At 74.3% G+C, this 25,520-nt stretch carries 25 protein-coding genes; 12 read left to right on the top strand and 13 right to left on the bottom strand.

Annotated features, from left to right (window positions below; all coding sequences use genetic code 11):
• Positions 1-137 precede the first annotated feature (137 nt).
• Complete coding sequence (locus ACFWPT_RS13490; RefSeq protein ID WP_380481766.1) at positions 138-575, bottom strand: hypothetical protein; 438 nt, start codon at positions 573-575, stop codon at positions 138-140.
• A 396-nt stretch (positions 576-971) separates the two neighbouring features.
• Between ACFWPT_RS13490 and ACFWPT_RS13485 the strand changes: the two genes are divergently transcribed.
• Positions 972-1,388 carry a DUF3592 domain-containing protein gene (locus ACFWPT_RS13485; protein WP_380370079.1) on the top strand — a complete coding sequence of 139 codons (417 nt, stop codon included), beginning with the start codon at positions 972-974 and terminating at the stop codon, positions 1,386-1,388.
• A 66-nt stretch (positions 1,389-1,454) separates the two neighbouring features.
• On the opposite strand, the gene ACFWPT_RS13480 is transcribed toward ACFWPT_RS13485, so the two are convergent.
• Both ACFWPT_RS13480 and ACFWPT_RS13475 read right to left on the bottom strand, forming a co-directional pair.
• Positions 1,455-2,138 (bottom strand): GPP34 family phosphoprotein, encoded by a 684-nt coding sequence (locus ACFWPT_RS13480; RefSeq protein WP_063350520.1) that lies wholly within the window; start codon positions 2,136-2,138, stop codon positions 1,455-1,457.
• A 710-nt stretch (positions 2,139-2,848) separates the two neighbouring features.
• Positions 2,849-3,214 (bottom strand): hypothetical protein, encoded by a 366-nt coding sequence (locus ACFWPT_RS13475; RefSeq protein WP_063350519.1) that lies wholly within the window; start codon positions 3,212-3,214, stop codon positions 2,849-2,851.
• A 141-nt stretch (positions 3,215-3,355) separates the two neighbouring features.
• Here ACFWPT_RS13475 and ACFWPT_RS13470 point away from each other — a divergent pair, with 141 nt between their 5' ends.
• The 3 genes from ACFWPT_RS13470 to ACFWPT_RS13460 are packed head-to-tail and all read left to right on the top strand — an operon-like array spanning position 3,356 to position 5,120.
• Positions 3,356-3,715: a hypothetical protein gene (locus tag ACFWPT_RS13470; protein WP_063350518.1), complete on the top strand. Its 360-nt coding sequence runs from the start codon at positions 3,356-3,358 to the stop codon at positions 3,713-3,715.
• On the top strand, positions 3,712-4,734 hold the full coding sequence (locus ACFWPT_RS13465; RefSeq protein WP_380481764.1) for a hypothetical protein: 1,023 nt from the start codon (positions 3,712-3,714) through the stop codon (positions 4,732-4,734). The genes ACFWPT_RS13470 and ACFWPT_RS13465 overlap by 4 nt, the downstream gene beginning before the upstream one ends.
• A complete protein-coding gene (locus ACFWPT_RS13460; RefSeq protein ID WP_063350516.1) occupies positions 4,731-5,120 on the top strand; it encodes a roadblock/LC7 domain-containing protein in 390 nt (129 codons plus the stop codon). The genes ACFWPT_RS13465 and ACFWPT_RS13460 overlap by 4 nt, the downstream gene beginning before the upstream one ends.
• 184 nt (positions 5,121-5,304) lie before the next feature.
• Here the strand turns inward: ACFWPT_RS13460 and ACFWPT_RS13455 are convergent, their stop codons facing one another.
• From ACFWPT_RS13455 to ACFWPT_RS13435, 5 genes are all read right to left on the bottom strand, one after another.
• Positions 5,305-6,363 (bottom strand): Clp protease N-terminal domain-containing protein, encoded by a 1,059-nt coding sequence (locus ACFWPT_RS13455; protein WP_380481762.1) that lies wholly within the window; start codon positions 6,361-6,363, stop codon positions 5,305-5,307.
• Positions 6,364-6,469: 106 nt separating this feature from the next.
• On the bottom strand, positions 6,470-8,041 hold the full coding sequence (locus ACFWPT_RS13450) for an APC family permease (protein ID WP_380481760.1): 1,572 nt from the start codon (positions 8,039-8,041) through the stop codon (positions 6,470-6,472).
• A gap of 389 nt (positions 8,042-8,430) precedes the next feature.
• Complete coding sequence (locus tag ACFWPT_RS13445; RefSeq protein WP_380370092.1) at positions 8,431-8,847, bottom strand: hypothetical protein; 417 nt, start codon at positions 8,845-8,847, stop codon at positions 8,431-8,433.
• Between the two features lie 3 nt (positions 8,848-8,850).
• Positions 8,851-9,405, bottom strand: coding sequence for a universal stress protein (locus tag ACFWPT_RS13440; protein WP_380481757.1), 555 nt, complete (start codon positions 9,403-9,405; stop codon positions 8,851-8,853).
• A gap of 311 nt (positions 9,406-9,716) precedes the next feature.
• Positions 9,717-12,113: a DUF4118 domain-containing protein gene (locus tag ACFWPT_RS13435; RefSeq protein ID WP_380481755.1), complete on the bottom strand. Its 2,397-nt coding sequence runs from the start codon at positions 12,111-12,113 to the stop codon at positions 9,717-9,719.
• 137 nt (positions 12,114-12,250) lie between these two features.
• Between ACFWPT_RS13435 and ACFWPT_RS13430 the strand changes: the two genes are divergently transcribed.
• The 4 genes from ACFWPT_RS13430 to ACFWPT_RS13415 all read left to right on the top strand — a co-directional run bounded on the left by ACFWPT_RS13430 (position 12,251) and on the right by ACFWPT_RS13415 (position 15,458).
• The gene (locus tag ACFWPT_RS13430; RefSeq protein ID WP_063350510.1) at positions 12,251-12,598 is read left to right on the top strand and encodes a GntR family transcriptional regulator; all 348 of its coding nucleotides are present in this window, start codon (positions 12,251-12,253) and stop codon (positions 12,596-12,598) included.
• Positions 12,595-13,608 (top strand): DUF1648 domain-containing protein, encoded by a 1,014-nt coding sequence (locus ACFWPT_RS13425; protein ID WP_380481753.1) that lies wholly within the window; start codon positions 12,595-12,597, stop codon positions 13,606-13,608. The genes ACFWPT_RS13430 and ACFWPT_RS13425 overlap by 4 nt, the downstream gene beginning before the upstream one ends.
• A 119-nt stretch (positions 13,609-13,727) precedes the next feature.
• Positions 13,728-14,489 carry a hypothetical protein gene (locus ACFWPT_RS13420; protein WP_380481751.1) on the top strand — a complete coding sequence of 254 codons (762 nt, stop codon included), beginning with the start codon at positions 13,728-13,730 and terminating at the stop codon, positions 14,487-14,489.
• A 129-nt stretch (positions 14,490-14,618) separates the two neighbouring features.
• Positions 14,619-15,458, top strand: coding sequence for an SAM-dependent methyltransferase (locus ACFWPT_RS13415; RefSeq protein WP_363589115.1), 840 nt, complete (start codon positions 14,619-14,621; stop codon positions 15,456-15,458).
• 11 nt (positions 15,459-15,469) lie between these two features.
• Here ACFWPT_RS13415 and ACFWPT_RS13410 read toward each other — a convergent pair whose 3' ends face one another.
• Complete coding sequence (locus ACFWPT_RS13410) at positions 15,470-16,180, bottom strand: response regulator (protein ID WP_380370105.1); 711 nt, start codon at positions 16,178-16,180, stop codon at positions 15,470-15,472.
• A complete protein-coding gene (locus ACFWPT_RS13405; RefSeq protein ID WP_380481749.1) occupies positions 16,177-17,373 on the bottom strand; it encodes a sensor histidine kinase in 1,197 nt (398 codons plus the stop codon). Before ACFWPT_RS13405 ends, ACFWPT_RS13410 begins: the two co-directional genes overlap by 4 nt.
• Before the next feature lie 132 nt (positions 17,374-17,505).
• Here ACFWPT_RS13405 and ACFWPT_RS13400 point away from each other — a divergent pair, with 132 nt between their 5' ends.
• The gene (locus ACFWPT_RS13400) at positions 17,506-18,417 is read left to right on the top strand and encodes an ABC transporter ATP-binding protein (protein WP_380370110.1); all 912 of its coding nucleotides are present in this window, start codon (positions 17,506-17,508) and stop codon (positions 18,415-18,417) included.
• Entirely contained in the window at positions 18,414-19,253 is an 840-nt protein-coding gene (locus tag ACFWPT_RS13395; RefSeq protein ID WP_380481747.1) for an ABC transporter permease, read from the top strand. Before ACFWPT_RS13400 ends, ACFWPT_RS13395 begins: the two co-directional genes overlap by 4 nt.
• Before the next feature lie 33 nt (positions 19,254-19,286).
• Here ACFWPT_RS13395 and ACFWPT_RS13390 read toward each other — a convergent pair whose 3' ends face one another.
• A complete protein-coding gene (locus tag ACFWPT_RS13390; protein WP_380370115.1) occupies positions 19,287-20,756 on the bottom strand; it encodes an MFS transporter in 1,470 nt (489 codons plus the stop codon).
• Between the two features lie 230 nt (positions 20,757-20,986).
• Here ACFWPT_RS13390 and ACFWPT_RS13385 point away from each other — a divergent pair, with 230 nt between their 5' ends.
• Positions 20,987-23,053, top strand: coding sequence for an MDR family MFS transporter (locus ACFWPT_RS13385; RefSeq protein WP_380481745.1), 2,067 nt, complete (start codon positions 20,987-20,989; stop codon positions 23,051-23,053).
• On the opposite strand, the gene ACFWPT_RS13380 is transcribed toward ACFWPT_RS13385, so the two are convergent.
• Together ACFWPT_RS13380 and ACFWPT_RS13375 are read right to left on the bottom strand one after the other, a co-directional pair.
• Positions 23,050-23,571, bottom strand: coding sequence for a GNAT family N-acetyltransferase (locus tag ACFWPT_RS13380; protein WP_380481743.1), 522 nt, complete (start codon positions 23,569-23,571; stop codon positions 23,050-23,052). The two genes, ACFWPT_RS13385 and ACFWPT_RS13380, sit on opposite strands and share 4 nt — an antisense overlap.
• Positions 23,572-23,621: 50 nt before the next feature.
• A complete protein-coding gene (locus ACFWPT_RS13375; protein ID WP_380370123.1) occupies positions 23,622-24,659 on the bottom strand; it encodes an aldo/keto reductase in 1,038 nt (345 codons plus the stop codon).
• A gap of 135 nt (positions 24,660-24,794) precedes the next feature.
• Here ACFWPT_RS13375 and ACFWPT_RS13370 point away from each other — a divergent pair, with 135 nt between their 5' ends.
• Positions 24,795-25,475: a TetR/AcrR family transcriptional regulator gene (locus ACFWPT_RS13370; protein WP_380481741.1), complete on the top strand. Its 681-nt coding sequence runs from the start codon at positions 24,795-24,797 to the stop codon at positions 25,473-25,475.
• Positions 25,476-25,520: the final 45 nt, after the last annotated feature.

Genomic DNA, 25,520 nt, shown 5'->3' with positions numbered 1-25,520 from the left:
ACCCCGCCATCCCTTTCCGGAGTGGCGGGGTCTCTTGGCTGACCGCTACCTGCCGAAGATGTTGAAAGCGCGCCCGGCTTGGGCAGCCAGAGCAAGATCTTCAAGAGGCTTCCAGGGATCCGGCCAATGACTTCAGGTCAGGTCCGCTTGCGGCTCGCGATCTCGTCAGCGAGCTGCTGCACGTGGTCGGGGTCCGCGTCCCGGGCGAGGGCGACGTAGTGGTCCATGACGGCCGGCCGGTAGCGCACGGGGAACGTCTGTCCCGGAGCGAGTCGGGTGAGCTCGGTGATCGTGAGGTCTTCGTCCGCGATACCGCGGAACGAGATGCCGCCGGCGGTCTCCACGTCGAGCATCAGGACCACGCGTGGATTGCTGTTGACCTCCCGCCAGTCGACGAGAACGCCGAGCGCAAGCGCCCCCGTACGCAGTTCCGCATTGCGCTTCCGTGCCTCACTGCTCAGGAACGGGTTCGGGGCGACGCCCGGGAAGTCGGGCCCGACACCGAGCGATTCCCGACTCAGGTCGGGCCTGAGCTGCGCCATCAGATCGTTGAGCTTCTTCCGCGAACCGAACATCCTGGCCCCTCCCTCACACCGGTGCCGGACTCTCGGCCTGGCGCTTCGCCTTCACCGCGATCGTACGTCGCGGCCATTCCCGACCTCCGGCGCATCGCGCCGTCCCGATGGGATCGCCGTCTGCGGTCGCGGACGGACTCGGTCGGTGCACCTGTCGGTCGGACGAGCCACGTCCGCACGCCGACAGGAGGACCAAGCCGTGATCGATACTGACCCCAACAGTGCGTCCCGGGCAAGACCGTACGGTGCCGCGATCCTGTGCGGAGAGAGGAGGCCCCGTCACGCCTTTTCCGGAGTGGCGGGGCTCCGCCGTGAACTGGGCGGGTTCCGGGCGTCAGGAGTGCCTGCTGTCGGCAATACTGGGGTGTCCGGGGGCGATTCGGACAGGGAGGCGCGGTGGGCGGGACGGCCGGATTCGCCGTGGTGGTGTTCGGCGGGCTGGGCGGCGTGGTCGCCTACCTCGCCGGGGTGGTCGGGCTGCGCGACCTGCGGCGGCTGCGCCGGGTCGGCGTCCCGGCCCAGGCCCTGGTGCGCGCCCGCGTCCCCGCCCCGGAGGACCGCGCGCTGCCACCGCGCCCGCTGCTGCAGTTCGAGACCGAGGACGGCCGGGTGGTGGAGGTCTTCTCGCCCGTCCCGTCCACCCCACGCCACCCGCTGCCGGACGGCGGCCACGTGCAGGTCCGCTACGACCCGGCCGACCCCCGGCAGGTCCTGGTGGACGGCCGCGAACGCAGGCCCTTGGAGTACGGCTTCGTGGCGCTCGGGCTGCTGATGGTGCTGGCCGCGATCACGCTGGCGGTCGCCGTTCTGTGAGGCTGCCCGACGGTTGCGACGTTCATCAGAACCGAGTCGTGGGGCGGGCCCGGCGCCGTTGCCGGCTCAGGTGATGACGGTGGTGGCGGCCGTGGTGGCGATGGTGACGGCCGCGATGGCGGCCACGGCGGCCTGCATGTTCCGGATCGCCTGGCCGACGGACTCGCCCGCCCAGTCGCCCTCGGCGATCTCCGCGAAGCGCGGCTCGACCTGCTTGCGGGGCTGCTCCGGGAAGGCCACCTTGTACAGGCGGGCGGTATGCAGGAGGGCGATCAACGTGGCGGTGCGGACGTCCGGTTCGGCGCCGTCCAGGACCACGGCGGCCAGGCGTGCGCGCAGGGCGCGCTCGACGGAGCCGTCCGCCTCCGGGTAGCGGCGGACCGGGAAGAGGCCGAGGGCGCGGTGGCGCTCCTCGACGACCAGGCCGCGCTCGCACAGCCGCTGGACGGTGTCCCGGATCGCCGTCGGCTGGTCCTTGGCCAGCCACTCGGCCGGCTTGGCCTTTCCGGCGCCCTTGCGCTCCGCCCACTCGGCGAGCCGGTCGAGACGCCCGTCGAGCAGGGGCTCGCCGGTCGGCGTGCGGTCGGTGACGGTCAGCCGGCCGTCGTCCACCACGACCCGCCCGGCCAGCGCGAGGTCCGCGAGGAACCCGCCCGCCACCGCCCAGCCGGCGGTCGTACCCGCCTTCGCAGCACCGGACTTGTCGTCCAGCGACAACAGCATCAGCTCCTCGGCGAGGGTGACGTGCATGCTCCATTCCTTTCGCGGATCAGAGGCGATCACCGGCAACCGGCAACTACCAGCAGCAACCGGCGGCGACCGGCGGCGACCGGGAAATGATCAAGAAGCGATCAGTCTACTGAGGTTTTCGTGGCGGCCCGATGGCGAACACCGCCTTCACCGACGCCGACCACCTCACCCGCACCCTCCGCCGGGGCCTGCGACACATCCAGCTCCAGCCACCCCTCATCGAGGGATGTCCGGCCGGCACCGGCCCGTCACTCGCTCCACCGACTCGGCCCTGAGAACCTCAGTAACTGAACGGCGTTGGCGCTGGACGTCGGCGGTACCCATCGGGCTCCCCCGCTTCCCCTGCCGTCCGGCGCGGCGGCTCGGCGGCGCGCCTTCGTGCCGCGCGCGGCATGGTCGAGCCGGTTCCGCGGCACCGCCGAAACACCGGCGCTCCGGCGGTTCGACCACGGTATTCCGGCGCTCCGTCACCGGCCGGAACAGCCGGGGCGAATATGACGCCCAGTCATCGGAAAGTCACGCATTTCCATGGTCGGCGCACACCCGCGATATTCGCGGCCCGATTCCCACGGACGGATCCCCGTAGTCGGTTCGTCACGCCCCGCATTCGCTCCGCCCGGAATTCCACGCGCGAAACGCGGCCCGCGCGGGCCTTCCGGACGGGCCTTCCGGACGGGGCGCGGACACCCGGGCCGCCGGCCCGGCCTCGGCTAGACGTCGAGAGCGGCCTCGATGCGCTTGAGACCGTGCCGGGCGAGCGCAAGGTTGCCGCGCGAGCGGTCCAGCGCCAGGTAGAGGAAGAGCGAGCCGTGACTACGGGTCAGCGGGCGGATCAGGTGGTACTGGGTGCCGAGGGTGATCAGGATGTCCTCGATGACATCGTCGATCGACAGCGCGGCCAGGGCGCGTATCTTCGCACGAACGACCTCGGTGTTGGCGGCGGCCGCAATCTCCAGGTCGAGCTGCTGCCCCCCGCCGAGGGACCCGAGCGACATACCGCTCTCGTAGTCGGCCACGGCCACTCCGATGGCCCCCTCGATGGCCATCGCGTCCTTGAGTGCGTCGTCAATGTTCATACGCTGTTCGTCCTTTGCGTGACTTCCGGGCAGAACTCCCGTGTGCAGGAACAAAATAGCAAGAAGTCACCGGTTGTGGTCGCCTCGTGAAAATGATGGAATAAAGTACGCTACCGGGGTTCAGAATGTGAAGGGGTACTGGTGCGCGCACTCGAAGCTTCTCTCTCCGATGTGCTCGGCTCCCCCGGAGTGGTCGGTGCCGCGCTCGTCGACGCCGTCACAGGTCTCAGCTACCAGTCCGCCGGGGACCACCGGCTGCTCGGGACCGGGGCCGAACTCGCCGAGCTGACCAACCTGATCGGCGAGCGGCTGTACGAGGCAGGGGCGGAGAGCGAGTTGGAGAGCCTGGTGGTCACCAGCACCCGCCATCACCAGGTCGTCCAGGTGGTGTCCCGGATGGGCGACCCCCTGCTGCTGGCCACCGTGCTGGACCGGGAACGGACCAACCTGGCGCTGGCCGTCCGCCAGACCGCCGACCGCGCGCAGGACTTGCTGGCATGACCGACCCGTCCCACGACACGGCGCCGCCCGCCATGCCCGCAGCTCCCACGACGCCGGCTCCGCCCACCGCGCGCAACGTGCCCGCGCTGCTGCTCGCGCTGCGCCGGACGGAGTTCACCGGCTCGGTCACCGTCTCCAGCGCACCGGGCGGCACGATCCACCTGGAGCAGGGTCTGGTCGCCGCGATCGAGACCCCCGGGGCCCCGACCGCCGCGACCCTGCTGCTGAAGTCCCGGCGCGTCGGCGAGGAGGAGTGGGCGTCCGCCGAGACGGCCGCGTCCGTCGGCCGGCCGGCCGACGCTCCCCCGACCTGGGGCGGCGACCTCGGCGCGGCCCTGGTGGCTCAGGGGTCGATCGGCGCCGCCGAGCTCGAAGCCGTCTGCGCCGCCGCCGCCTTCGACGGGGCCTTCGCCCTGGTGCTGAGCCCGCCCGGCAGTTGGGAGACGTCCGAGGCGGCGCCGCCTGCCAGGATCGCGCTGCGCCCGGGCATCGAGCCGGAGCAGCTCTTCGAGGAGACCGCCCGGCGGACGGCCCTGCTGACCCGCCTCTGGGGACCGCCCGGCGAACTGGCCCGCATCCGGATCCGTCCTGCCGCCCGGGCCGAATCCGGCGCGCTGCGGATCCCGGTCCGCTACCGGGAGATCCTGGCCGCCGCCACCGGCCGCCGCACCGCGCGCGACCTCGGCTTCGCCCTGGGACGCGGTGTGTTCGCGGTGCTCCTCGACGTCGTACGGATGGACGCCCGGCACCTGCTCCACCGGGAACCGGCGCACCCCACTCCCCTGGCACCGAGCGTGGCCCCGCGCATACCGACGGGCGAACCGCCGCCGGCCGACACCGGGCCGCTGCCGCGCCGCGTCCGCAGCGGACGCGGCGCGGGTGGTCCGGGCGGCCCCGGCGGCCTGCCCGCCCGATCCGAGGGAGCGGCGGCCGCTTCCGAGGGTCCACCGAACGCACACCGCGCCGAACACACCGCGCGTACCGAGACGACCGAGCAGAGCGAGAAGAGCGCACCATGAGCAGCCAGACACCGACCGCCGTGCTGGTCGACGAGTTGAAGTCCCTCCGCGACCGGGTCATGGGCATCTCGGAGAGTGTCATCTCCACCACTGACGGCCTGTTGGTGGCCGCCGACACGGCCGCCGTCCACCCCGAGTCGGCCGCCGCCCTGTCGGCCGCCATGCTCGGCCTCGGCCGGCGCACCGCGGCCGAGGTCGGCGTGGGCGGCCTGCGCGACGTGGTCACCCGCTGCAACAGCGGCTACGTCGTGGTGCTGGCGATCGGGGAGCAGGCGCTGCTGATGATCCTGGGAGACGAGGGCCTCGACGTCGCCGGCCTGCACCGCGAGTCGCCCGCCACGGTCCGCCGCCTGAGCGAGCTGCTCGGGATGGTCCCCGCGGTCTAGGGGCTCTCTTTCGGATCACGCCGGGCGCGCGACGCCGGAGCACGCACCTCGCCGCGTTGTCGTCGGTCGCCGATACTCCGCATGGACTCCCTCCTCCGCCTTGCGATGCACGCACTCCGACGCCGCGCGCTGATCCGACGTGATCCGAAAGAGAGCCCCTAGTCCCAACGCCGTTCAGTAGTAATCAGGGGCGATCGAGCCGATCTCCGCACAGGGCCTCGACCAGCCGCCGGGCCCGGGTCTCCTCCGAGAGGAGCGTCTCCACCAGCGGCCCGGTTCCCTGCCTGTCCGTGGCGCCGGAGAGGTAGGCCTCGACCGCTCGTGGGTCGGCCGCGAGCGGCACCCGCCCGGCGGTGAGCGCCGCGTGGGCCCGGGCGTAGTCCAGGCCGAGCCGGGCCAGCCGCACCCCGCCCGCGTGCCGCTCGGCCGGGTCCGCGCCGCCCTCGCCGGCCAACTGCGGCTGCCGGCACGCCACTTCGTGCACGGCGAGAACGGCCAGCAGCACGTGCTCGGTGCCGGGCGCACGGCGGCCGAGGCGCTGCGCCTGCCCGTCGACCTCCAGCCGGACCCAGGCCATCGGCGCGACCGCGATGTTCATCTTGGCGAAGCCGGGCACCAGCAGCCGCTTCCAGCGCGGCAGCCGGTACGGCGTGCGGCCGAGCAGCGCGTCCCGGGTGGGGCGCAGCAGCGGGTCGAGGTCGTCCAGGTCGTCGGGGGCGCCCGGGGCACCGGGACCGTCCGGCACGTCGGGGCCGGCGGGCACCGCCAGTCGCTCCAGTACCGCTCCCGGCGCGACGCCCGCCGCGTGCAGCAGTTCGGCGGCCCGGGCGTGCGGATCGGCGAGCAGGGCGCGCAACAGGTGTTCTGCGCTGAACTTCCGCTCGCCGTCTTGCCGGGCCCGCTCCATGGCGCCGGCCAGGGCGCGGGCGGCGGCGCCGCTGAGCAGCAGGCCGCGCTCCCCGGTCGGGCCGAGCACGTCGCGGGCCGGCACGCTCGCACCGGCCCCGTCGTCCGAGCCCCAGCGTGCCGTGTCGACCCCGCCCTGGCGGTCTCGCAGGACGGCGAGCAGGGCGGTCGCGGTCGCCCCGGCGGCCGACAGGGCCTCACCGGCCGGGCCCTTCGCCCCGGCGACGGCGGCCAGCAGGTGTTCCGTCCCGAGGCGGCCGTCACCCCCGCCGCGCGCGCCCCGGGCCGCGCCCAGGACGCCGAGCGTGCGCCAGTCCGGTTCCAGCGTCGTCTCCATCCGAGCCCTCCCACCACGATGCTTTGCCCGAACTATATGCCTGCTTTGCTCGCCCTTTACACGTGACTGCGCGTCAGGGAAACGTCAGAACCGGCCGGTTCTGGACTCAGGGCGCGGAGGCCGGGTCGGCGGCGCTCACCGGGACGTCCGGGTGGCGGAACCAGGACCCCTGCACCAGCCGCTGCACCAGCATCAGCACCGCGCCGAGCAGCAGCGCGCCCAGCCCGATCACCGTCACCCCGCCGACCCGGCCGATGCCCGGCAGGTCGATCGAGGTGGCACCGTAGTCCGGGTCGGCGTAGACGTCGAAGGCGCCGTAGGCGAAGAAGTACAGCAGCATCAGGCCGCCGGCCAGCGGCAGCACGCCCTTGAAGACGAAGTCCCGGACGCTGCGGGTGAGGACCCGGCGGTAGTACCAGACGCAGGCGAAGCCGGTCAGGCCGTAGTAGAAGGCGATGCCGAGGCCGACCGAGGCGATCGAGTCGGCCAGCACGTTGCCGCTGATCGCGGTGAGCAGGACGTAGAAGGCGATCGACGCCAGGCCCATGGCGACCGTCGACCAGGTCGGGGTCCGGTGGCGCGGGTGCACCCGGGCGAAGCCGGTCGGGATGGCCCGGTGGGTGGCCATCGAGAAGGTGGTGCGGGCGGTGGGCAGGATCGTCGTCTGGGTGGAGGCGGCGGCCGAGGTCAGCACCATCAGGATCAGCAGCCGGCTGAGCACCGCGCCGATCCCGGTGGTGCCGAACACCGCGTCACCCAGGCCGGACAGCACGTCCCCCGAGTGCGCCGGGTTGCCGAGCCCGATGCCGTCCGTGCCGACCCCGGCGAAGGACTGCGCCGAGGTCGCGACCAGGACGTAGATGAGGAGCAGCAGCACGGTGGAGATGACGGCCGCGCGGCCGGGGGTGCGCGCGGAGTCGGCGGTCTCCTCGTTGACGGACACGGCAGTGTCCCAGCCCCAGTAGATGAAGACCGCGGCCAGCATGCCGGCGGTGAACGCCGAGGTCGAGGGCACGTTGAACGGGTTGAACCAGGACGCGTCGACGGGGATGGCCGTCGGGGGCGCGGCGGAGCCGTACGCCTTGACGAGCGCGGTGAGCGAGAAGGCGACCAGCATCACCACCTCGACGGCCAGCAGCCGGCGCTGGAGGGTGGCGGACAGCTCGATGCCGACGTAGCAGATCGCGGTCATCAGGACGATCCACAGCACCCCGGCGCTGGTCGTCCACACCCGGCTGCCCGCGAGCGAGTCCAGGCCGACCAGCCGGAAGCCGTACACCCCGGCGATCTGCGCCAGGTTGGCCATCACGATGACGTCGGCGACGACGATGCCCCAGCCGCCCATCCAGCCGGTGCGCGGGCCGAACGCCCGGGCGGCCCAGGTGAAGGTGGTGCCGCAGTCCGGGTCGGCGGCGTTGAGCTCCTTGTAGGCGTAGGCGATCAGCAGCATCGGGATGAACGCCAGGACGGTGACGACGGGCGCCTGGAGGCCGACCCCGACCACGACGATGCCGAGGGTCGCGGCCAGGCTGTAGGCGGGGGCGGTGGAGGCGAGACCGATGCACACCGAGGACAGCAGGCCCAGGGCGCCGCTCTTCAGGCCCTTCTCGCCCGCACCGGAACCCGTCGGACGGTCGCTCGGACCGCCGGTCGGGGGGCTGGTCGGGGACGCCGGCACTGGCCCCACCCCCTTGAGTGCGCAGCGGGGGCCGCGAGGACCGATCTGGTCGTCTCAGCGTAACGCCGCCCTCGGCGGGCGGCCCGGGGGCGGCGAGCAGGCGGCCTGGGCGCAGGGTTGCCGGGCTTCCGGGCTTCCGGGCTTCCGGGCTTCCGGGCTTCCGGACTGGACGGACGACGCGCGGCGCGGGCCGTGGTGCGGTCGCGGCGGTGCCCGCCTGGCTCGGCGGGCCCGCTGTCCGAACGGCGACCGCTCCGCCGCCACGGCGCCGCGCGCCTCCTACCTGTTTTCCACCGGTTGCCGAGGGCTCCGGAGTACCGGCCGGAGCCCTGGTCTCGGCGTGGTCCGCCCGCCGGCCCGAAGGCCGGTGAGGGACCGTCTGCGGGGTTTCACCCGAGTTGGTCGAGGCGCAGCCGCGCCACCCGGACCGTCCGGCGCGGCAGGGTGGTGGGCAGGGCCACCAGCAGGGCGGTGGCGGTGAACATCGCGAAGTGCGAGCCCTCCGGCCAAGGCCCGGCCCAGCCCAGTTCGCCGTGCCGGTGCTCGGCGAAGGCGTTGCAGCACAGCCAGGCCGCCAGTCCGATCAGCGGCGCCGCCCGGGGCCGGGAAAAGCCGCCGAGGATCGCGCACAGGCCGAGGTAGGCGACGTAGGCGAGCCCACCGGAGTGCAGTTCGCCGAGCCCGCCGAGGCCCATCGCCAGGACGCCGCCGGCGAGCAGGGCCACCGTGCCCGAGGTCGGGGCGGAGAGCCGCTCCAGGACCGGGTGGTAGCGCCGCCCGCCCGGCCGGGCCGCGTACATCCGCACGCCCTACCCCTTCGCGACGACGAGTTCGGGCGCCGGGCCGACCGGCAGGTGCCACCGGGTGCGCCGGTGCAGCGCCTCCAGGTCGTGCAGCAGCTCGGGCACCGGGACGGTCAGCACCGGGCAGCCCGCCTCGCGCGCGCAGTGCGCCGTGACCGAGCGCCGCAACCGACGCCGCAGCAGACCGCCGCTCTGGCCGAGAACCAGCAGGTCGTCCGGCCGGTCGGCGGCCTGGACGAGGGCGGGCCCGGTCTCGCCCCTGATCACCAGCGGGCGCAGCGGCACGCCGGGGTCGGCGCCGCCGAACGCCGCGTCGAGGGCGTCCCGCAGCCGCTGTTCGGCCGCCTCCCGCACCGCCGCGAGCAGCGGCGGGCACGGCGAGCGGCGGTAGCCGAGTTCGCCGCCGGGCGGCTCCCAGGCGAGTACCGGGACGATTTCGGCGCCACGGCTGCGGGCTTCCGCCACGCCGCGGTGCAGGGCGGCGAGGCTGCCGAGCGATCCGCTGACCCCGACCACCACCCTGCCGGTGCCGCTGCCCTGGTGCCGCCCGTTGCCGTGCATGGTCCGTCCTCGCGTCGTCGTTCCGGTACCCGGCGTGTCGCCCGGCGTCTCGCCCGGTGTGTCACCTGGTGTGTCGTCCTCCACCCAACCGCCGCGCCGGCCGCCCGCCGCCCGTCCTTGACGCCTTCCTGACGCCCCGGGCCGCCTTCCCAACGCGCTCCATACGCCGACCGCCCGCCTGCCTCCCGCCGACACCTGGTTTCACCCGTTCGGCGGAGCCAGGAAGCCGGGAGCCGGAACGCGGCGGAAGCCGGGAGCCGCGCGGCGGCGCGGTGCCCCGGATGCCGGATCGCGGGCGATCAGCCGTGGCGTCAGGCCGGGGCGCGGGCGAGGTCGAGGATGTAGGCGGTGCCGCCGGCGGGGGACGGTTCGACGGTGAGCTCGCCGTTCATCGCCTCGACGAAGCCCCGCGCCACGGTGAGGCCGGCACCGTCGACGGCCGGGCCAGGGGCCCTCACCCGGAGGTGGATCCGCCCGGCCACCGCGCCCGCGTCCACCAGGGCGGGCCTGCCGGCCCCCGCCAGGACGTCGGCGAGGGCGCGTTCCAGCAGCCCGGCGTCGGCGAGCACGGGCGGCAGGCCGTCCGGGAGCGCGAGGCGCACGTCGCGCTGTTCGGCGGGCAGGGCGGGCAGGGCGGCCAGCGCGGCGGCGAGCACCGGGGCCAGCGCCGTGGGGCGCAGCAGCACCGGTTGCTCGCCGGCCCGCAGCCGGTCGAGGTCCAGCAGGTCGGCGACCAGGCGTTCCATCCGCCGTACCTCGGCGGCGATCCGCCGCCCCGGCGGCCCCGGCAGGTCGGCGGCCTCGCGGCGCAGCGCGGCGAGCGGGGCGCGCAGGTCCTGTCCGACGGCCTCCAGCAGTGCGGTGTGCAGGGCGTCGGTGTGGGCGAGGGTCTCGGCGGCGGCGGCCTGGGCGGCCAGCCGTTCGCGTTCCCGGGCCAGTCGCAGCTGGGTGACGTAGGGGCCGAGCAGTCGGGTGTCCTGCTCGGTGAGCGCCGGTCCGCGCAGGGCCAGGACGGCGTCCGGGCCGAGGTCGACGGCGAGCGAGGCCTCTTCGGGGCGCTGCGGGAGGGCGGTGCCGGAGGCGGCGGTGGGGCGCCAGAGCCGGCCGGTGCGGACCAGGACGACGGCGCCCTCCAGGCCGAGCACCTGGCGCAGGTCGGCGACCAGGTCGGGCACTGCGCGGGCGCCGGATTCGACCGCCGCGCCGGCCAGCCGGGCCAGCACCGCCGCTTCGGCGCGGGCCCGGTCGGCCTGCTGGGAGCGGCGGGTGAGGCCGTCGATGAGGTGGGCGATGATCCCGGCGACGGCGAGGAAGAGCAGCAGCGCGGCGAGGTCGGCGCCGCGGGTGACGGCGAGGCTGTGCCAGGGCGCGGTGAAGAAGTAGTCGGCGGCGAGCGCCCCGGCGGCGGTGCTGGCGGCGGCGGGCAGCAGGCCGCCGAGCCGGGCGGTGGCGGCGACGACCAGCAGCAGGCAGAGCAGGGCGCCGGGGAGGGCGAGCGAGTCGCGCAGCGGGGAGAGCGCCCAGGCCAGGGCGGCCGTTGCGGCCGGGCCGGCCAGCCAGGCCAGGCGCCGGCGGCGCGGCGGGACGGCGGCCGGGCGGCGGCGCCGGGGTGCGGGCGGGACGGCCAGCAGGCCGGGTTGGGGCGGGGGGACGACCCGGACGTCGATCGGGCCGGCCAGCCGGATGACGCGGTTGATCACCGAGCCGGAGACCAGTTCGCGCAGGCGGCTGCGGCTGGTCGGGCCGAGCAGGATCTGGGTGGCGCTCTCGGCGTGGGCGAAGTCCACCAGGGCGCGGGCGGCGTCGTTGCCGTCGACCTCGATGTAGCCGCCGTGGAGTTCGTGCAGCAGGGCGCGCTGGCCGGCGAGGGCGGGCGGCTCGTGGACGGTGGCGCCGTCGTCGGGCCGGACGTGCACGCCGATCAGGTCGCCGTGCACCCGGGTGGCGGTGCGGGCGCCGCGGCGGATCAGGTGCTCGCCCTGCGGGGCCCCGTTGAGGGCGACGACGATGCGTTCCTTGGTCTCCCAGGGCGCCCGGATGCCGTGCCGGGCGCGGTAGTCGGCGAGTTCCTCCTCGACCCGGTCGGCCAGCCAGAGCAGGGCGAGTTCGCGCAGGGCGCCGAGGTTGCCGGCCCGGAAGTAGTGGTCGAGGGCGACGTCGATCCGGTCGGGCGGGTAGATCGCGCCCTGGGCCATCCGGGTGCGCAGGGCCTGCGGGCTGAGGTCGACGAGTTCGATCCGGTCGGCGGCGCGGACCACCTCGTCGGGGATCCGTTCGCGCTGGGCGACGCCGGTGATCTGTTCGACGACGTCGTTGAGGCTCTCCAGGTGCTGGATGTTGACGGTGGTGGCCACGTCGACGCCGGCGTCGAGGAGTTCCCGGACGTCCTGCCAGCGTTTGGGGTGGCGGCCGCCGGGGGCGTTGGTGTGGGCGAGTTCGTCGACGAGCGCGAGCTGCGGGCGGCGGGCGAGCAGGGCGTCGACGTCGAGTTCGGTGAGGGTGGTGCCGCGGTGGCCGACGGTGCGGCGGGGCAGTACGGGCAGGTCCCCGAGTTGGTGCTCGGTGCCCCGGCGGCCGTAGGTCTCGACGAGTCCGACGACGACGTCGAGGTCTTCGTCGTCGCGCAGCCGGCGGCCCTCGGCGAGCATGGCGTACGTCTTGCCGACCCCCGGCGCAGCCCCCAGGAACACCCGCAGTCGTCCGCTCACCGCCGTGCCGCCACCTCCTCGGTGTCCATGCTCCGCCGGGGCGCCGGGGTGCGCGAGGGGGCGGGCGCTCCACCGGAGTGGCGGGGCACGCGAGGCGGCCGACGAGAGATCTGGATGGTGCTATCGTCATTAGCACCATGTTGCTGAAGCTGGACACCGGCGACGCCCGCCCCCTGCACGAGCAGGTGGCGGGCGCGATCAGGCGGGCCGTCGCCGAGGGCGAGTGCGCCCCCGGGGACAGGCTGCCACCGGCCCGGGAGCTCTCCCGGGCGCTGGGGGTGAACACCAACACCGTCCTGCGCGGGCTGCGCACGCTGCGCGACGAGGGCGTGCTGGAGTTCCGCCGGGGCCGTGGCGTCACGGTCGCCGAGGACGCCGACACGCGCTCCGAACTGGCCGAGCGGGTACGGCAGTTGGTTGCCGATGCGGCCCGGGCCGGCTACAGCAGGAACGATCTCGTGGACATGATCAGGGGGATGTCGTGACGGACGGGAAGCTCATAGCGAAGGAGCACCGGGAGCCCGGGGCGGGGCGCGGCGCGTTCTGGGGCGCGGTGGCCTGGTCGGCGGGCGTCCTGGCCCTGCTGATCGCGCTGCCGTGGGCCGCGCGCCACCGGCTGCCGGACCCGCTCGCCACCCACTGGGGCGGGCAGGACCCGGACGGCTCCATGTCACTGACGGCGGCCGCGCTGTTCCCGGCGGCGGTCTGGCTGGTGCTGGTGCTGGCCGCCGCAGCCACCCTCCGGTTCCGGGCCGGGACGGCGCGCGGTGCCATCGGGGCGGCGCTGGCGGCCGGCGGAGTGCTCCTGACGGGGGCGCAGACCTCCATCGTGCACGCCAACCTGGACCGCGCGCGCTGGCAGGAGGCCGCGCCGATGGGCTTCGAGGTGGTCGTCCTGGTCGTGGCGGCGGGCCTGGCCGGCCTGCTGACCTGGCTGGCCGTCCGCCCGCACGTCGACCACCCCGCCGGGGCGCGCCCGACGGCCGGGGCGCCGACGCTGACGGCCGCGCCGGGCGAGCACCTGGTCTGGCTCTCCCGAGCCGCCAACGCGTGGCTGCAACTGGCCTCGGCCGTCCTCGCCCTGGGCGCCCTGGGCGCCGTGCTGGCGCCGGCCAGCGGGCTGATCGCGCTCAACTGGTCGCTGATCGTGCCGTTCGCCTCCACCTCCGTCATCACGCTCGGCTGCTCCTCGGTCACGACCCGGGTGACCGCCGACGGCCTGTCCGTCGACTTCGGCCCGTTCGGCTGGCCCAGCCGGCGCTGGTCCCCCGCCGACCTCGACTCGGCCCGCGCCGAGCTGCGCACCCCCGCCCAGGCCGGCGGCTGGGGCTACCGCGTCAACGGCCTCGGCACCACCGTGATGCTGCGCCGCGGCGTCTGCCTGGTGGTCCGCACCCGGCGCGGGCGCGAGTTCGCCGTGAGCGTCGACGACGCCGAGCGCGGCGCGGCCCTGCTCAACTCCCTCATCGCCAGGTCCGCCAGCCCCACCGGCTGACCCCCGTCACGCCGCTGGGGTCCGTCTTCAAACCGCCCGTTCAGGTGGTGTGGACAGGGGCCGCACCGTGGGTACACCAGCTGACAGCTGCTCATAGTGCAGAGGGCAAGGAGGCGTCCGTGACCCACGAACGGCGGACGGCGGAAGCCCCGGAGCGCGACGCGGTCGTCGCCCGGGGAGGCACCAACCAGGACGAACGGACCATCACCTTCCTACGACTCGGCGTCGGACTGATCGGCATCCTGCTGCCGCTCGCACTCCCCCTGGGGAACTGGCTGTTCGCCGAGCTCAGGGGCCAGAGCACGGCGGGATTCTGGCCGGCCTCGATGAGCGGCTCGTACTACACCAGCACCCGGAACCTCTTCGTGGGCGGCCTGTGCGCGCTCGGGGTGTTCCTGATCTGCTACCGCTTCGACCGCCGGGACGACCGCTGGAGCACCGCCGCCGGCGTGTTCGCGCTCGGGGTCGCCCTGTGCCCGACCGCGCCGCAGGGCGCGACCTCGTTCCAGAGCGCGGTCGGCCTGCTGCACTACGCCTTCGCCGGACTGCTGCTCTTCGTGCTGGCGATGTTCTGCGTGTACTCCTTCCGCAACCCGCGCTCCACCCAGCCGTCCTGGGTCAGCCGGGCCTACCTGGCGGCCGGGGTGCTGATCCTGGTGCTCCTGCTGCTCGCCGTCGTCGCCGGGGTGGCCGGCGTCGGCACGGACTGGGCCGTCCGGCCGCTGTACCTGTGCGAGTGGTTCTCGACCTGGGCGTTCGGTGCCGCCTGGACCGGCGCCGCGCTCGAACTGGCCGCCGCCGGTCGATCGTACGGACACCACCCGCTCCTCCCGGGGCAGAGCGGCTCCACCGCCACCGGCAGCCCGGCGGCCCAGCCCTAGGATGCGCCCTTAAGGGGGCCTTAACCCCAAGAGATGGTCATCTTGTCGTCCCGGAACACCGTTACCATGCGCACCAAGGCCCGCCACCAGGGCGGCCGGTGACGGAACCCCAGCAACGGGAGGACGAGCATGTCGAACGAGGTCCGGGCAGGGCGCGGTCCGCAGGAGGAGTACCCGTCGGTGGATCTGCGGATGGACGTACCGCACTCGGCGCGGGTCTACGACTACCTCATCGGCGGCAAGACCAACTTCGAGGCGGACCGCGTCGCCGCGCACGCCTCGGTGCAGGCCTGGCCGTCGCTGCCGATCTCCATGCGCACCACCCGCGACTTCATGCAGCGCGCCGTCCGCCACCTCACCGAGGAGTACGGCGTCCGGCAGTTCCTGGACATCGGCACCGGCATCCCCACCTCGCCCAACGTCCACGAGATCGCCCAGTCGATCGCCCCGGACGCGCGGGTCGCCTACGTCGACAACGACCCGATCGTGCTCACCCACGCGCGGGCCCTGATGTCCAGCACGTCGCAGGGCCGCACCTGTTACGTGGACGCCGACTTCCGCGACCCGGAGTCGATCATCCAGAACCCCCGGCTGCGCGAGGTCCTCGACTTCTCCCAGCCGGTGGCGCTGTCGCTGATCGCCATCGTCCACTTCGTGCTCGACGAGGACGACCCGCAGGGCATCGTGCGCCGCTTCATGGACGCCCTGGCGCCCGGCAGCTTCCTCGCCCTGACCGTGTTCACCGGGGACACCGACCCGGTGGGCGTGGGCGGCGTCGGCCGGGAGTACAACGCGCGCGGCATCCCGCTGCAGATCCGCGACCAGAAGGAGACCGCGGCCTTCTTCGACGGCTACGACCTCCTCGACCCCGGCGTCACCCTGGTCCACCACTGGCGCCCGGACGCCGGGGCCGCGCCGATCCGCGACCAGGACATCGCGATGTACGCGGGCGTGGCGATCAAGCGCTGAGCCCGCCGACGTCAGCCGGGGACGGCGACCAGGCCCGCCTCGTAGGCCAGGATGACGAGGTGGACCCGGTCGCGGGCGTCGAGCTTGGCCAGCAGCCGGGTCATGTAGGTCTTCACGGTGGCGATGCTGAGGACCAGTTCGGCGGCGATCTCGGTGTTGGACAGGCCCCGGCCGACCAGGGTGAGGATCTCCCGCTCCCGGTCGGTGATCGCGCCCAGCCGCCGGGCGGCCGCTGTCGGCCCGGCGACCGGCGCCGGTGCAACGGCCGGTGACGCGGCGGCCGCCGGGCCCGGGGCCGGCCGCTGGTCCGCGAAGGAGGAGATCAGCCGGCGGGTGACGCTCGGTGCGATCAGGGCGTCCCCGGCGGCCACCACCCGGACGGCGGCGAGGATGTCGTCCAGCGCCATGTCCTTGACCAGGAAGCCGGACGCCCCGGCGCGCAGCGCCGCGTACACGTGGTCGTCGTCGTCGAAGGTGGTGAGCACGACGACCCTGGTCGGCCCACCGCCGCCGGTGATCAGGCGGGTCGCCTCGATGCCGTCCATGCCGGGCATCCGCAGGTCCATCACGACGACGTCGGGCCGCAGTTCACCGGCCAGCCGGACGGCCTCGGCGCCGGTGCCGGCCTCGCCGACCACCTCGACGTCGGCGGTCTCGGTGATGACCATCTCCAGCGCGGCCCGGACCAGCGGCTGGTCGTCGACCAGCAGGACGCGGGTCATGCATTCACCTCCACGGGGATCGGCAGTCGGACGGCGACCCGGAAGCCGCCCTCGGGGCGCGGACCGGCCTCGAACTCGCCGTCCAGCAGGCCGACCCGCTCGCGCAGCCCGGCCAGGCCGAAGCCGGTGCCCCGGCCCGGGTCGGTGCCGGTGCCCGTGCCCCGGTCGGTGATCTCCACGGCCACCTCGCCCGCCGTGCGGCGGTCGACCAGGACCTCGCAGGAGCGGGTGTCCGCGTGCCGCACCACGTTGGTGACGGACTCCTGGATGACGCGGAACGCCGAGAGGTCGATCTCCGGTGGCAGCGGGCCCTGTTCACCCCGCCGCCGGACCTCGACCCGGACGCCGGCGGCCGTGGTCGCGGCGGCCAGCCGGTCGAGATCGGCCAGGCCCTGGGGGGTGGTCGCCGACGTCTCGCCGTCGGCCTGGCGCAGCGCGACGAGCATCCGGCGCAGCCCGGCCAGGGTGTCCCGGCCGGCGTTCTCGATCTCGCCGAGCGCCTGCTTGGCCCGTTCGGGGCGGGTGTCGATGACCCGGCGGGCGGCGCCGGCCTGGAGGGCGACGATGCCGATGGTGTGGGCGACGGTGTCGTGCATCTCGCGGGCGATCCGCAGCCGTTCGGCGGTGACGGCCTCGGTGGCCGCCCGGGTGCTCAACGCCTGGGCGTGCTCGCGGTTCTGCCGCATCGAGCGGCCGATCAGCCAGGCGACCAGGGCGAGCAGCGCGGCGCCATCGGCGGAGCCGATGTGGGTGCCGGTGAAGATGCCGACGGTGTTGCCGTGCACCAGGCCGATGTGCAGCACGAGCAGGCTCATCACCAGCGCGAACGCGGCCCGCGAGCTGCGGCGCGGCCGGGTGGCGGTGATCAGGCAGAGCGCGACGTCCACGGCCAGCAGGGAGGCCGGCGGCACCTGGGTGTCGGCGGCCCAGCCGTCGGTCTCCGTGAAGGCGGCGACGAACAGCAGGGCGACCGCGAGCACCGGAAGGCGGCGCACCAGCGCGGCACCGGCGAAGGCCACCACCGTGGTGGCCAGGGTGAAGGACAGGCCGCCGTGGGCGGCGGCCCCGCCGTGGTACCGGGCGTTGCCGCCGAGCAGGACGGCGGGATAGGCGGCGGCCACGCACCAGGCGAGTCCGACCCAGACCTCGGGCGGAACGCGCCGGAACAGGGGCGGAGAGGGCGTCGCAAGCATACGAAGATCGTATCGGCGGCCCGAGGCGCCGTCATCGGACCGTGGTTGTACGACCGGGGGTGACAGCCGGGGCGCGCGGTGTCAGCGCCGGTCCGATGCGGCGGCCCGGCCCCGCCCGGCACCGTTGAGCCCATGATCGAAGTCACCGAGCTGACCAAGCGCTACGGCCGCACCACCGCCGTCGAACGCCTCACCTTCACCGTCCGGCCCGGCCATGTGACCGGCTTCCTGGGCCCCAACGGCGCGGGCAAGTCCACCACCCTGCGGCTGATCCTCGGCCTCAACGACCCGACCGGCGGCACCGCCACCATCGACGGCCGCCCGTTCCGGTCTCGGCCGCGCGGCCTGCGCGACGTCGGCGCCCTGCTCGACGCGGGCGACGTCCACGGCGGGCGCAGCGGCGCGGCCCAGCTGCGGGCGCTGGCCCGCGCCAACGCGATCCCGGCCGCGCGGGTCGAGGAGGTGCTGCACGAGGTCGGGCTCACCAAGGCCGCCGGGCGCCGGATCCGCGGTTACTCGCTGGGGATGAAGCAGCGCCTGGGCATCGCCGGCGCGCTGCTCGGCGACCCGCCCGTCCTCCTCTTCGACGAGCCGCTCAACGGCCTCGACCCGGAGGGCGTGCTGTGGGTGCGCGGCCTGTTCCGCCGCCTCGCAGCCGAAGGGCGGACGGTCTTCGTCTCCAGCCACCTGATGGCCGAGATGGAGCACACCGCCGACCGCCTGGTGGTGATCGGCCGGGGCCGGCTGATCGCCGACGAGAGCCTGGCGGAGTTCTCCGCCCGGGCCGGCCGCACCGGCGTCACCGTCCGGGCGGCCGAACCCGACCGGCTGGCGGCCGTGTTGACCGCGGCGGGCGCCACCGTCCGCCCGGGCCCGGACGGCGCGCTCGCCGTGACCGGCCTGGACGCCACCCGGATCGGCGAACTCGCCCTGGAGCAGCGCCTGTTGCTGCACGCCCTGACCACCCGCACCGCCTCCCTGGAGGAGGCGTTCATGGAACTGACCGCCGACAGCGTCGACTACCTGGCCGGAGAGCCCCGATGAGCACCGCGACCACCACCCCCCGCCCCCTTCCCCGGCCACGCGCCCGCTTCGGCGACCTGCTCGCCGCCGAGTGGATCAAGTTCTGGTCCCTGCGTTCGACCGTCTGGGTGCTGGGCCTGAGCGCCCTGTTCATCATCGCCGCCAACCTCAAGGCGGCCCGGTACACCTACGACCACTACACCGTCGGCGACGGCGATCCGGCGACCATGCTGCAGGTCGCGCTCGGCAACTCCTTCACCATGATCGCCGCCGACGTCGTGATGATCGTCGCGGGCAGCGTCGGCGCGCTCGTCCTGGTCGGCGAGTACGCGAGCGGGCTGATCCGCACCACGCTGGTGGCCGTCCCGGACCGCCGGGCCGTGATCGCCGCCAAGGCCTGCGTACTGACCGCGGTCATGCTCGGCTACGGCGCCGTCACCGCGGGCGTCTCCTTCGGCGCCTGCCAGGCGGTCCTCGCCGACACCCACATCGGCGTGTCCGCCACCGACCCGACCGCGCTGCGCTTCGTCGCGGCCGCCGCCCTGTTCGCCCCGGTCTGCGCCCTCGCCGGATTCGCCCTCGGCGCGCTGATCCGGCACACCGCCGGAGCCGTGGTGGGCACCGTCCTGGTGCTGTTCTTCCTGCCGGCGTTCTTCAACGAGCGCTACCGCTGGTCGGCCGACCTCCTGCACGCCATGCCGCTCCAGGCCTGGCGCCGGCTGGCCCAGGTCGACCTGACCCACTCGCTGCCCTCCGCGCACCCGGCCACCGTCGCCGGATCCTGGGCCACGTTCGCGCTCTGGGCGCTCGCCTCGGTGGTGGTCGCCGCGGTCGCCGTCCAGCGCCGCGACCACTGACCCGCCGTCCGGCGGCGGCGCCGGAAACGCTGCTCACCCGTCGCGGCGGCCTGCCGCCACATCCGCCAGAGCCACCAGCAGCGCCGCCAGGACCAGGCCCGCCGCGACCGTCACGCCCAGTTGGAAGGCCAGCGCCCAGTCCGGGCGCGGGCCCTGGGCGTGGGCGAAGAAGACCGAACCGACGATGGCGATGCCGACCGCCGAGCCGACCCGCTGGGCGGTCTGCATGACGCCGCCGGCGCTGCCCGCCCGGGCGATCGGCACCTGCTGGAGGGTCAGGGTCTGGTTCGGCGCGATCACCAGCCCGCTGCCCACCCCGGCGACCAGCAGCGGCAGCACCGTCGCCCAGCCGATCGCCGACCCCGTCCACAGCTGCACCGCCAGGGCCGAGGCCAGCAGGCCGGCCAGGACCAGCACCAGGCCGAGCAGCACCAACCGGCGGCCCAGCCGGTGCACCAGCCGTCCACCGATCGCCGCGGACACGCCCGAGCCCAGCGCGAACGGCGTGATCGCCAGGCCCGCCGTCAGCGCCGAGTAGTGCAGGCCCGCTTGGAGGTAGAGCGTGAAGATGAAGAAGATCGCGGTGAACCCGGCGAAGTACACCAGCGACAGCGCCACCCCCGCCGCGTACGGGCGCACCGCGAACAGCGCCATGCTCACCAGCGGCTCCCGGCCCCGCGCGTAGTACCGCTCCCAGCCCACGAAGGCCCCCAGCAGCACCGCCGCCAGCGGCAGCAGCAACCAGCGCGTCGAGCCGTGCCACTGCTGCGCCTGGACGAACGGCAGCAGCAGCGCGACCGTCCCGGCACCGAGCAGCAGCACCCCGACCGGGTCGAAGTCCCGGTGCCCGGCCCGCGAGGCCGCCGGCGGGGGCGGCGGGAGCAGCCGGTAGGCGATGGGCAGGGCGGCCACGCCGATCGGCAGGTTGACCAGGAACACCCAGCGCCAGCCGTTCTGCGGGCCGAACAGGTGGATCAGCAGGCCGCCCAGCAGCGGGCCGACGGCGGTGGACAGACCGATGGTGGCGCCGAGCGCGCCGAAGGCCCGGCCGCGCTCGGCGCCCTGGAACAGGACCTGGATGAAGCCGGAGACCTGCGGCACCAGCACCCCGCCGGCCGCGCCCTGGAACAGCCGGGCCAGCACCAGCCACTCCTGGTTCTGCGCCGCCCCGGCCAGCGCGCTGGCCGCGGTGAACAGGGCGAGCCCGGTGAGGAAGACGGCCCGGCGGCTGCGGGCGTCGCCGAGCCTCCCGGACGGGACCAGCACCAGGCCGAAGGCGAGCGCGTAGCCGCTGAGCACCCACTGCAGGCCGCTGTCGGACATGTGCAGCCCGGCCCGCACGGTCGGCAGGGCGACGTTGACGATGCTGACGTCCAGCAGCGTCATGAACCCCGCGACCAGGCAGACCGTCAGCGCCCGCCAGCGCCGCGCCTCGGCCCGCCGGCTCGCGGCGGAGGCGCCGGGCCGCTGTTCCGGGGTGCTGCACGGGGGTTGGGCCGTCATGGGAGCACCTTCCGGGCGTCCGGCGGTCGTCTGGCTTCGCGCCCGGCGGCCGGCCGTCGTCCGGCTTCCCGGTCCGGCTGTGCCCGCCCGCCACGCGTGCCCCCCTCCGAACGGCCATCGTGGACGGCGCGGCCCCGGAGCCGCCAGCCGGGCTGCGCCGCCCGCGCCGCCGCTCACCCGGACGGCCGAACCCGATCGCGGCCTCCCCCGGCGCCCCGGAGGCTGAGGACATGAACGCCGCCACCGAAACCCCGCCGACCGCCCCGCCGGTGCTGGACGTCCGGCAGCGCAACGTCGTCTTCGGCACCATCGTGCTCGGCATGCTGCTGGCCGCGCTCGACCAGACCATCGTCGGCACCGCGCTGCCCACCATCGTCGCGGACCTCGGCGGGGCCGCGCACATGTCGTGGGTGGTGACGGCCTACCTGCTGGCCGAGACGGTGGCCACCGTGCTGGCCGGCAAGTTCGGCGACCTGTACGGGCGCAAGCTGCTCTTCCAGGTCTCGGCGGTCGTCTTCATCACCGGCTCGTTCCTCTGCGGCCTGGCGACCAACATGACGCTGCTGATCGCCTGGCGGGCGCTCCAGGGCATCGGCGCGGGCGGCCTGATGGTGACGGCCATGGCACTGATCGCCGACGTCATCCCGCTGCGCGAGCGCGGCAAGTACCAGGGCGCGATCGGCGCGGTGTTCGGCGTGGCGACGGTGATCGGGCCGCTGCTGGGCGGGCTGTTCACCGACCACCTGTCCTGGCGCTGGGCGTTCTACGTCAACGTGCCGATCGCGATCCTGGTGGTGATCGCGGCCGCCCGGACCATCCCCTCGGTGCGCTCGGCGGTGCGCCCGGTGATCGACTACCTGGGGATCGCACTCGTCGCGATCGGCGCCAGCGCCCTGATCCTGGCGACCAGTTGGGGCGGCAACGAGTACGCCTGGGGCTCCGGGGTGATCATCGCCCTGTTCGCCGGCGGCGCCGTCGCCCTCGGGCTGTTCTGCTGGGTGGAGAGCAGGGCCGTCGAACCGATGCTGCCGATGCGGCTGTTCCGGAACCCGGTGTTCGCGGTCTGCTCGGTACTCAGCTTCATCGTCGGCTTCGCGATGCTCGGCGCGCTGACCTTCCTGCCGACCTTCCTGCAGTACGTCGACGGCGACTCGGCGACCGTCTCCGGCGTGCGGACGCTGCCGATGGTGATCGGGCTGCTGCTCGCCTCGATCGCCAGCGGCAACGCCGTCAGCAAGACCGGCCGGTACCGGGTGTTCCCGATCGTCGGCACCCTGGTGATGGCCGTCGGCCTCTACCTGCTCTCCCGGCTCGAACCCGGCACGGGCACCGCGCTCGCCTCCCTCTACATGTTCGTGCTCGGCGTCGGCATCGGGCTGAGCATGCAGGTGCTCACCATCGCCGTGCAGAACACCGTCGACTACGCGGACCTCGGCACCGCCACCTCCGGGGTGACCTTCTTCCGCACCATCGGCAGCTCCTTCGGCACCGCCGTGTTCGGCACCATCTATGCCAACAGCCTCAAGACCGAACTCGCCCGGGGCGTGGCCTCCTCGACCCACCTCACCGGCGCGGACCCGGCACTGCTCACCCGGGCCGCCGAGAGCCCGCAGGGCCTGCACCGGCTGCCCGCCACGCAGGCGGCCCCGATCATCCAGGCCTACTCCGACGCCCTGCACACCGTGTTCCTGTGGACGGTGCCGGTCGCCCTGGTCGGGTTCGTGGTCGCGCTCTTCCTCAAGCAGGTGCAGCTGCGGGACACCGCCCGGGCCGGCTCCACCGACATGGGCGAGGGCTTCGCCCAGCCGACCACCAGCGACTCCGACCCGCACCTGGAGTACGCCGTCGGCAAGCTCGTGCGCGGCGTGGACCTCGACACCGTCCGCTCGATCGTCGACGACGCCGACACCCGGGTCGACCTGGCCGGGGCCTGGGCGCTGATGGAGGTCGCCGGCCACACCAAGGCCGTCGGCCAGGCCTCCCTGGACCTCATCGCCGCCCGCAAGCGGGTGCCGCCCGAGGTCCTGGAGCCGGTCTTCGACCGGATGGCCGCCGAGGGCTACCTCACCCGCGACGGCGACCGGCTCTCCCCCACCGAGGCCGGCTCCCAGGAGGTCCGCGTCCTCGCCCAGGCCTGGTCGGACTGGCTCAACGCCCGGCTGGACGCCGACGCCGGCCGCCCGCGCAGCCCCCAGCTGCGCACCGCGGCGACCGCCATCGCCTGGCGCCTGATGGTCGAAGACCTCGCCAACGGCCTTCCGGCCCACGCCCGTTCGAAGGCCGCGGCGCGAACCTAGGGCTTCCTCGCCAGGATCAGTTCGCGCCGCACGCCGTCGGCCATCAGGTCGCCGGGCTCGTCGGTCTCGGCGAAGCCGTTGCGGCGGTAGAGGGCGATGGCCGCGCCGTTGTCGGGGTTCACCGCCAGCTTGAGGGTGGTGAACCCCTGCTCGGCGGCCCAGCGGGCGATCGCGCCGATCAGCCGGTCCCCCACGCCCCGGCCGCGCGCCGCCGGGCCGACCCACAGGGAGATCAGCTCGGCGGCCGCCCCGCCCTCGTCGGCCGGGACGCCACTGGCCATCGCGACCGGGCGGCCGTCCAGCACCGCGACCAGGTCGAGGGCGCCGGGGATCTCCAGGCGGGAGCGCCAGCGGGCCTCGTGGTCGCCGGCGCCCTGCCAGTCCGCCAGGGTGGAGCCGAAGGCGTACGGCGCCTCGGTCAGCGCGGCCAGGCGCAGCTCGCGCCAGAGCGCCCAGTCGTCGGAGCCGAGCCGGCGCAGTTCGGGCTCGTGCGGTTCGGGTTCGTGCAGTTCGGACATGGTGCGGACCTTGCCGCAGGCCGGGCGGCACGGCAAGCGGATTACCCGGTTCAGCCCACGAGCGGCGGGTTGAGGCGGGCGAAGGCCTCCTGCCGGCGGTAGGGGAAGTACGGGTACGGCGCGGTGCGGGCGCTGGCCGCGTCCAGCCGGGCGACCTGCTCGTCGGTCAGCGACCAGCCGACCGCGCCGAGGTTCTGCCGCAGCTGCTCCTCGTTGCGGGCGCCGATGATGACCGAGGACACGGTCGGGCGGCGCAGCAGCCAGTTGATGGCGATCTGCGGGACGGTGCGGCCCGTCTCGGCGGCGATCCCGTCGAGCGCGTCGACCACCCGGTACAGCAGTTCGTCCTCGACCGGCGGGCCGTAGTCGGCGGTGTCGTGCAGCCGGCTGTCGGCCGGGAGCGGCCGGCCGCGCCGGATCCGGCCGGTGAGGCGGCCCCAGCCGAGCGGGCTCCACACCAGGGCGCCGACGCCCTCCTCCTGGGCGAGCGGCATCAGCTCCCACTCGTAGTCGCGGCCGACCAGCGAGTAGTAGACCTGGTGGGCGGCGTAGCGGGGGCGGCCGTAGCGCTCGGCGACGGCGAGGGACTTCATCAGCTGCCAGCCGGAGAAGTTGGAGACGCCGGTGTAGCGGATCTTGCCGGCCCGGACGAGGTCGTCGAGGGTGGCCAGCACCTCCTCGATCGGGGTGCCGGCGTCGTAGGCGTGCAGCTGGAAGAGGTCGAGGTAGTCGGTGTCGAGGCGGCGCAGCGCATCGTCCACGGCCCTGGTGAGGCGGGCCCGGGAGGTGCCGGCGTCCTGCGGGCCGTCGCCGGTCGGCAGGCCGGCCTTGGTGGAGACGAGCACCTGGTCGCGGCGGCCGCGGATGGCCTGGCCGAGGACCTCTTCGGAGGCGCCGTCGGAGTAGACGTCGGCGGTGTCGAAGAGGGTGACTCCGGCGTCGATGGCGATGTCGAGCAGGCGGCGGGCCTCCTGGACGTCGGTGGTGCCCCAGGCGCCGAACAACGGTCCACGGCCGCCGAAGGTGCCGGTGCCGAGGCTGAGCGCGGGGACCTTGAGGCCGGACGAGCCGAGTCGGCGGTATTCCATGGCGGTTGTCGTGCTGGTTGTCGTGCTGGTTTCCATGGCAGTTCTCCCCTCGAAGCCCTTAACGGGACTCCCATTCCGTTAGGATGGTTCGACCCTAGCAGGCCGCATCGACCTAATGGAACAGGAATCCCGTTAATGACTGCCGAGCCCTCCGCGCCGGACACCCCGGACGCTCCAGAGACCCCGGACGCCCCGGACGCCCCGGAGACCCCCACGCCCGGGACGCGGCGCCCCGGCGGCCGCACCGCCCGGGTCCGCGCCGCCGTCCTGCGGGCCGCCGAGGACGCCCTGGTCGAGCACGGCTTCAGCGGGCTCGACCTCGGCGACGTCGCCCAGCGGGCCGAGGTAGGCCGGACCACCGTCTACCGGCGCTGGGGCACCACCAGCGCGCTGGTCGCCGACCTGCTCGCGGACATGGCCGAGCAGTCACTGCCGCGCACCCGCAGCGGCTCCCTCGCCGAGGACCTGCGGGCCAACGCCCGGCTGGTCCAGCGCACGCTGGCCGACCCCCGGCAGGGGGCGCTGTTCCGCGCGGTGATCGTGGCCGCCACCTGCGACCCGGGCGCCGCCGAGGCGCTCCGGCGCTTCTACCTGCGCCGGGTCGAGGAGTGGGCGCCGTGCGTCACCGAGGCCGTCGAACGCGGCGAACTCCCGCCGGACACCGACGCGTTCGAGGTGGTCCGGGCCGTCTCCGCGCCGCTCTACTACCGGATGCTCACCACCGCCGAGCCGCTCGACGAGGCCGCCGCCGACCGCGCCGCGGCCGCCGCCGAGGCGGCCGCCCGGGCGGGGGCGCACCGACAGGAGGGCGTCTGAGAACGTCCGGGAACGCCGCCGGCCGCGCAGTTCGTCGAACTGCGC

This window comes from Kitasatospora sp. NPDC058478, from assembly GCF_042720345.1.
Classification (GTDB): domain Bacteria; phylum Actinomycetota; class Actinomycetes; order Streptomycetales; family Streptomycetaceae; genus Kitasatospora.
Note: the sequence above shows the minus strand (reverse complement) of the source record. Positions and strands in the feature narration are given on the sequence as shown.